Source organism: Pseudomonas sp. NPDC086112 (assembly GCF_044746425.1).
GTDB lineage: Bacteria > Pseudomonadota > Gammaproteobacteria > Pseudomonadales > Pseudomonadaceae > Aquipseudomonas.
In genome coordinates this window covers 26,861-34,696 of record NZ_JBIVCD010000005.1, presented here as the reverse complement: position 1 = coordinate 34,696, position 7,836 = coordinate 26,861, and the positions used below count along the sequence as shown (strand labels likewise).

Here is a 7,836-nt window from a genome sequence, read left to right as displayed (position 1 = left end):
CCCTTGAGTTTGTCTTTATGATCAGTCAAGGCAAGCTCAGCGCCCTCGCGATGCATGGCGGCAGCGATGCCGGATGCGATGGACAGCTTGCTGGCGACACCGACGATCAGTACGCGCTTACCGGCGAGAAAACCCATGTGTTGCTCCTCTTTTCAGGTTTATTGCGCAGTGGCTGGTGCCAGAAAAGCGGCTTCCAGCAACTGCTGTGTATACGGATGTTGGGGGGCGGCAAAGATACTTTGCGCGTCTCCCTGTTCGACCACTTGGCCATGCTTGACCACCATCAGCTGGTGGCTCAGCGCTTTGACGACAGCCAGGTCATGGCTGATAAACAAATACGTCAGGTTGTACTTGGTTTGCAGTGAACGTAGCAGCTCCACCACTTGGCGTTGCACGGTGCGGTCGAGGGCCGAAGTCGGCTCGTCCAGCAGAATCAACGCCGGTTTTAGCACTAATGCCCGGGCAATGGCGATTCTTTGCCGTTGCCCACCGGAAAATTCGTGGGGGTAGCGGTGCCGGGTTTCCGGGTCCAGACCTACCTCCTTGAGTGCCGCAATAATCGCTTGTTCCTGTTCTGCCTCGGTGCCCATCTTGTGGATCCGCAGGCCTTCGCCGACGATCTGGCTCACGCACATCCGTGGGCTCAGGCTGCCGAACGGGTCCTGGAACACCACCTGCATTTCCCGGCGCAGCGGCCGAACTTCGCTCTGCGTCAGGCAGTCTAGCTGCTTGCCTTCAAAACGTATGACGCCTTTGCTACCGATCAGCCGCAAAATCGCCAGGCCGAGCGTCGACTTGCCGGAACCGCTTTCTCCCACAATCCCCAGGGTCTGGCCCTGGGGCAGGCTGAAATTGATGCCGTCGACCGCTTTGATATGGTCCACGGTCTTTTTCAGAAAGCCTTTCTTGATCGGGAACCAGACTTTCAGGTCCTCGACCTGCAGCAACGGCGGGCCAATCAGATTGGTCGCCGGCTTGCCGCTGGGCTCCGCTGCCAGCAGTTCCCGCGTGTACGGATGCTGCGGCGCGCGGAACAATTCTTCGCACGATGCCTGTTCGACGATGCAACCGCGCTGCATGACACATACCCGATGCGCAATTCTTCGTACAAGGTTCAAATCGTGACTGATCAGTAACAACGCCATGCCCAGACGGGCCTGTAATTCCTTGAGCAGTTCGAGGATTTTCAGTTGAACGGTCACGTCCAGGGCCGTGGTCGGTTCGTCTGCGATCAGCAATTCCGGCTCATTGGCCAGGGCCATCGCGATCATTACCCGTTGGCGCTGGCCGCCGGACAATTCGTGGGGCAGGGCCTTGAGACGCTTCTGCGGTTCGGGGATGCCGACCATTTCCAGCAGTTCCAGCGTGCGCTTGGTCGCGACTTTGCCGGTCAGGCCTTTATGGATACCCAGGATTTCGTTGATCTGTTTTTCGATCGAATGCAGAGGGTTGAGCGAGGTCATCGGCTCTTGAAAGATCATCGCAATCCGGTTGCCGCGGATGTGGCGGATGGTTTTCTCTTTCAGGTCCAGCAGATTCCGGTCGGAATAAGTGATAGTTCCGGACGGATGCCGGGCCAGCGGGTAGGGCAGCAGCCGCAGGATCGAGTGGGCGGTCACCGATTTGCCGGAGCCGCTTTCGCCCACCAGCGCCAGGGTTTCGCCGCGCTTGATGTCGAAGCTGACGCCCTCGACCACCCGCTGCACGCGCTCACCGACGACAAACTCGACGGCCAGGTCGCGCACTTCGATCAGATTGTCCTGATTCATTTCACTTCCTCGGGTCGAAGGCATCGCGAGCGGACTCGCCGATGAACACCAGCAGACTCAACATCAACGCCAGCACCGCAAACGCACTCATACCCAGCCACGGCGCTTGCAGGTTGGATTTGCCCTGGGCCACCAGTTCACCCAGGGACGGCGCGCCCGGCGGCAGGCCGAAGCCGAGGAAGTCCAGGGCGGTGAGCGTGCCGATGGCGCCGGTCAGGATGAACGGCATGAAGGTCATGGTCGAGACCATGGCGTTGGGCAGGATGTGGCGGAACATGATCGCACCATTCTGCATGCCCAGCGCCCGCGCCGCGCGCACGTATTCCAGATTCCGGCCGCGCAGGAATTCGGCGCGCACCACATCCACCAGGCTCATCCACGAGAACAGCAGCATGATCCCCAGCAGCCACCAGAAATTTGGTTGCACGAAACTGGCCAGAATGATCAGCAGGTACAGCACCGGCAACCCGGACCAGATCTCCAGAAAACGCTGCCCGGCCAGGTCGACCCAGCCGCCATAAAAACCCTGCAAGGCCCCGGCGATCACGCCGATGATCGAGCTGAGAATGGTCAGCGTCAAAGCGAACAGCACCGAAATCCGGAAGCCATAAATAACCCGGGCCAGCACATCGCGGCCCTGATCGTCGGTGCCCAGCAGGTTATCGGCCGAAGGCGGCGCGGGGGCCGGGACTTTCAGGTCGTAGTTGATGCTCTGGTAGCTGTAGGGGATCGGCGCCCACAACACCCAGGCGTCCTTGGCCTTGAGCAGTTCGCGGATGTACGGGCTCTTGTAGTTGGCTTCCAGCGGGAATTCGCCGCCGAACGCGGTTTCCGGGTAGCGCTTGAGGGCCGGGAAGTACCAGGCGTTGTCGTAGTGCACCACCAGCGGTTTGTCGTTGGCGATCAACTCGGCACCAAGGCTTGCGCCGAACAGAATCAGGAACAGCCACAACGACCACCAGCCACGCTTGTTGGCCTTGAACAGCTCGAAACGTCGGCGATTGAGAGGGGACAGGTTCATCTCAATGCTCCCGGCTTTCGAAGTCGATGCGCGGATCGACAAAGGTGTAAGTGAGGTCACCGATCAATTTCACCACCAGCCCCAGCAGGGTGAAGATAAACAGCGTGCCGAAGACCACCGGGTAATCGCGGTTGATCGCCGCCTCGAAACTCATCAGTCCCATGCCGTCGAGGGAGAAGATCACTTCCACCAGCAATGAGCCGGTGAAGAAGATCCCGATGAACGCCGAGGGGAAACCGGCGATCACCAGTAGCATGGCGTTGCGGAACACATGGCCGTACAACACGCGGTGGCGGGTCAGGCCCTTGGCCTTGGCGGTGACTACGTACTGCTTGTTGATTTCATCGAGGAAGCTGTTCTTGGTCAGCAAGGTCATGGTTGCGAAGTTGCCGATCACCAAGGCGGTCACCGGCAGTGCCAGGTGCCAGAAGTAATCGAGGATCTTGCCGCCAGTGCTCAGCTCGTCGAAGTTGTTCGAGGTCAGGCCCCGCAACGGAAACCAGTCGAAATAGCTGCCGCCGGCGAACACCACAATCAGCAAGATGGCAAACAGGAACGCCGGGATCGCGTAGCCGACGATGATCGCCGAACTGGTCCAGACGTCGAAGTGGCTGCCGTGTCGCGTCGCCTTGGCGATCCCCAGCGGGATCGACACCAGGTACATGATCAGCGTGCTCCACAGCCCAAGGGAGATCGACACCGGCATCTTTTCCTTGATCAGGTCGATGACCTTGGCGTCACGGAAGAAGCTGTCACCGAAATCCAGGGTGGCGTAGTTCTTGATCATGATCCACAAACGCTCCGGCGCCGATTTATCGAAGCCGTACATGTGCTCGATTTCCTTGACCAGCGCCGGGTCCAGGCCTTGCGCCCCACGATAGGCCGAGCCGGCCACCGACACCTCGGCACCGCCGCCGGCAATGCGGCTGGTGGCGCCTTCGAAGCCTTCGAGCTTGGCGATCATCTGTTCCACCGGCCCGCCGGGGGCGGCCTGGATGATCACGAAGTTGATCAGCAAAATGCCGAGCAGGGTCGGGATGATCAGCAGCAGTCGCCGAAAAATATACGCCAGCATCTGATTACTCCGTGCCCGCAGGGTCGGCTTGCAGTTTGGTTTCGACTTCTATCGGCAATGTCGCGTTGGGCTTGACCCACCAGGTATTGATGCCGATGTCATATTTGGGCGAAACCTTCGGGTGGCCGATGTGGTTCCAGTACGCCACACGCCAGGTCTTGATGTGCCAGTTGGGGATCACGTAATAGCCCCATTGCAGCACCCGGTCCAGCGCCCGGGCGTGGGCCACCAGGCTTTGTCGCGAATCGGCGTTGATCAGTTGCTCGACCAGTTGATCCACCACCGGGTCTTTCAGGCCCATGGAGTTGCGGCTGCCGGGTTTGTCGGCGGCGGCGGTCATCCAGAACTCGCGCTGTTCGTTACCCGGCGAATTGGATTGCGGGAAGCTGCCGACGATCATGTCGAAGTCCCGGGAGCGCACGCGGTTGATGTATTGCGAGACGTCGACCCGGCGAATCACCAGATCGATGCCCAGGTCGCTGAGGTTGCGCTTGAACGGCAGCAACACCCGCTCGAAGTCGGTCTGGGCCAGCAGGAATTCGATGGTCACCGGTTTGCCGGTGGCGTCGACCATTTTGTCGTCGACGATTCGCCAGCCGGCCTCTTGCAGCAGTTGATAGGCCTTGCGCTGCTGGGTGCGGATCATGCCGCTGGCGTCGGTCACCGGGTTCTGGAACGCCTCGCTGAACACTTGCTCGGGAATCTTGCCGCGGAACGGATTCAAAATTTCAAGCTGGTCGGTGTCCGGCAGGCCGGTGGCGGCCATTTCCGAGTTTTCGAAGTAACTGCGGGTGCGCGCGTAAGCACCGTTGAACAGTTGCTTGTTGGTCCATTCGAAGTCCAGCAACAGGGTCAGTGCCTGACGCACACGCACATCCTGAAACACCGGGCGGCGCAGGTTGAACACGAAGCCTTGCATGCCGGTGGGGTTGCCGTTGGGGATTTCTTCCTTGATCAGCCGACCTTCGGCCACCGCCGGAATATTGTAGGCCTTGGCCCAGTTTTTCGCGGCCGATTCCAGCCAGAAGTCGAACTGACCGGCCTTGAGCGCTTCCAGCGCGACGGTGTTGTCGCGGTAGTAGTCAGTGGTCATCACGTCGAAGTTGTAGAAGCCGCGATTGACCGGCAGGTCCTTGCCCCAGTAATCCTTGACCCGCTCATAGCGCACCGAACGTCCGGCCTTCACTTCGCTGACCTTGTACGGGCCGCTGCCCAGCGGCAGTTCCAGGTTGCCCTTGTTGAAATCGCGGGTGGCCCACCAATGCTTGGGCAGCACCGGCAATTGGCCGAGGATCAGCGGCAATTCGCGGTTGTTGTTGTGCTTGAACTTAAACAGCACTTTGAGCGGGTCTTCGGCGACCACGTCCTCCACGTCGCTGTAATAGCCGCGGAAAAGCGGGGCGCCGTCCTTGATCAGGGTCTGGAAGCTGAACACCACGTCTTCGGCACGTACCGGATGGCCGTCGTGGAAGCGTGCTTCGGGACGCAGGTAGAAGCGCACCCAACTGTTGTCCGGGGCTTTTTCGATTTTGCCGGCGATCAGGCCGTATTCGGTAAACGGCTCATCCAGACCCTGTTTGGCCAGGGTGTCATAGATCATGCTGATGTCGTCGGCCGGCACGCCTTTGTTGATGAACGGGTTGAGGCTGTCGAAGCCACCGAACCCAGCCTGGCGAAAGATCCCGCCCTTGGGCGCGTCGGGGTTCACGTAATCGAAATGTTTGAAATCGGCCGGGTATTTCGGCGGCTCGTTGTACAGGGTCAGGGCATGTTGCGGGGCGGCGCAGGCCAGCCCGGCGAACAACAGACCGCTGGCCTGCAAGAGCAGGGCGCGTACGGGTTTCATCGATCTTTCTCCGAAGATTTCAGCCACCACGCGCTCAGGCCCAGGGTGTAGGGCGGCGTGGTGACGAAGGCGAACCGGTTGCGGTAGGCCAGGCGGTGATAATTGAGGTACCAGTTGGGAATGATGTAGTGCTGCCACAGCAGCACCCGGTCGAGCGCCTTGCCGGCGGCGACTTGTGCATCACGGGTCTGGGCGGCGAGCAGTTGTTCAAGCAAATGGTCGACCACCGGGTTGGCGATACCTGCGTAATTCTTGCTGCCCTTGACCCCGACCTGGCTGGAGTGGAAGTACTGCCATTGTTCCAGGCCCGGGCTGAGGGTCTGGTTGAGGGTCATCAGGATCATGTCGAAATCGAACTGATCGAGGCGCTGTTTGTACTGGGCGCGATCGACCGTGCGCAGCCGTGCGTCAATGCCGATGCTGGCGAGATTTTCGACGTAGGGCTGAAGGATGCGTTCCAGGTTCGGGTTGACCAGCAGGATCTCGAAACGCAACGGTTGGCCAATGGTGTTCTGTAGCCGTTGACCGTTGAGCTTCCAGCCGGCCTCGGCGAGCAGCTCCAGGGCCTTGCGCATGGTTTCCCGCGGAATGCCGCGGCCTTCGGTCTGCGGCAGGCTGAACGGCTCGGTGAGCAGCTTGGAGGGCAACTGATCGCGATAGGGCTTGAGCAGCAGCCACTCATGACCGACCGGTAGCCCGGTCGCGGAGAACTCGCTGTTGGGGTAATAACTCATGGCGCGTTTGTAGGCGCCACTGAACAGCGTGCGGTTGGTCCATTCGAAGTCGAACATCAGCCCCAGCGCTTCGCGGACCTTGGCCTCGGCGAAGGTTGGCCGCCGGCTGTTCATGAACAGACCCTGGCTCTGGGTCGGGATCTGGTGCGCGATTTGCGCCTTGATCACATCGCCACGGCGCACGGCCGGGAAGTTGTAACCGTTGGCCCAGTTCTTCGCCTGGTGTTCGATGTAGATGTCGAACTCACCGGCCTTGAACGCTTCGAAGGCCACGTCGCTGTCACGGTAGAACTCGACTTCCATGCGATCGACGTTGTACTTGCCGCGATTGACGGGCAGGTCTTTGCCCCAGTAATCCTTGACCCGTTCGAAGACGATCTGCCGCCCGGGCGTTACCGAGGTGATGCGATACGGCCCGCTGCCCAATGGCGGCTCGAACGTGGTGGCCTTGAAATCGCGACCTTCCCAGTAATGCTGGGGCAACACCGGCAACTCGCCCAGACGCAGGATCAGCAGCGGATTACCGGAGCGTTTGAAGACGAAACGGATGCGCCGTGGGTTGAGAATATCCACCCGCGACACTTCCTGAAGGTTGGTGCGGTATTGCGGGTGACCTTCCTTGAGCAGTAAACGGTAAGAGAACGCCACATCGTAAGCGGTGATCGGCGTGCCATCATGGAAACGCGCTTCGGGGCGCAGGTTGAACACCACCCAGCTGCGGTCCTCGCTGTATTCCACCGATTGGGCAATCAGGCCATAACTGGAGGTCGGCTCATCGCCGGACGGCGCGTATTGGCCGGTGCCGACCATCAACGGTTCATTGAGTTCGTTGATGCCGTATTGCAGGAAGTTGGCGGTGGAAACCGGGCTCGAACCCTTGAAGGTGTATGGGTTGAGCGTATCGAAGGTGCCAAACGCCATCACCCGCAACGTACCGCCCTTGGGCGCTTGCGGGTTGACCCAGTCGAAGTGGGTAAATCTGGCCGGGTACTTGAGCGTGCCGAACTGCGCATAACCATGGCTTTCGCTGATCGTCGCGCTTGCGGGGGAGCTCAAGGCCAGGCTGATCAGGAGCAGGAGGAGGGGACGCTTCAAGTCAGAGATCCGATCCAGGCGGCTTGGGCTTTGTGGGCCGTACAGTAACAGCTTGTATCGACAGGAAAAAGACGGGGGGTTAATGCGTTGTTAATTGCGCAGGTGAATGACTTGTAGCAGCTGGCGAAGCCTGCGTTCGGCCGTAGCAGCTGTCGAGCCTGCGAGGCTGCGTTCGGCTGCGAAGCAGTCGTCAAACCAGTGATTGCAGTGTGTCAGGCAGACCGCACTAGCCGGACTCACGACTGCTGCGCAGCCGAACGCAGCCTCGCGAGCTCGGCAGCTGCTACAGGGCTGCG

Annotated in this window: 5 protein-coding genes and 1 pseudogene; all 6 read right to left on the bottom strand. The window is 60.1% G+C overall.

Annotated features, from left to right (window positions below):
- Window positions 1-137: pseudogene (locus ACIPLA_RS05400) on the bottom strand (SDR family oxidoreductase); the annotation flags it as partial.
- Between the two features lie 21 nt (window positions 138-158).
- Window positions 159-1,769 (bottom strand): ABC transporter ATP-binding protein, encoded by a 1,611-nt coding sequence (locus ACIPLA_RS05395; RefSeq protein WP_218396270.1) that lies wholly within the window; start codon window positions 1,767-1,769, stop codon window positions 159-161.
- A 1-nt stretch (window position 1,770) separates the two neighbouring features.
- Window positions 1,771-2,790, bottom strand: a complete 1,020-nt coding sequence (locus ACIPLA_RS05390) for an ABC transporter permease (protein ID WP_008074378.1) — start codon at window positions 2,788-2,790, stop codon at window positions 1,771-1,773.
- 1 nt (window position 2,791) lies between these two features.
- The gene (locus tag ACIPLA_RS05385; RefSeq protein ID WP_123495110.1) at window positions 2,792-3,865 is read right to left on the bottom strand and encodes a microcin C ABC transporter permease YejB; all 1,074 of its coding nucleotides are present in this window, start codon (window positions 3,863-3,865) and stop codon (window positions 2,792-2,794) included.
- 4 nt (window positions 3,866-3,869) lie between these two features.
- Window positions 3,870-5,711: an extracellular solute-binding protein gene (locus ACIPLA_RS05380; protein ID WP_218396268.1), complete on the bottom strand. Its 1,842-nt coding sequence runs from the start codon at window positions 5,709-5,711 to the stop codon at window positions 3,870-3,872.
- Complete coding sequence (locus ACIPLA_RS05375) at window positions 5,708-7,540, bottom strand: extracellular solute-binding protein (RefSeq protein WP_218396265.1); 1,833 nt, start codon at window positions 7,538-7,540, stop codon at window positions 5,708-5,710. The genes ACIPLA_RS05380 and ACIPLA_RS05375 overlap by 4 nt, the downstream gene beginning before the upstream one ends.
- Window positions 7,541-7,836 lie beyond the last annotated feature (296 nt).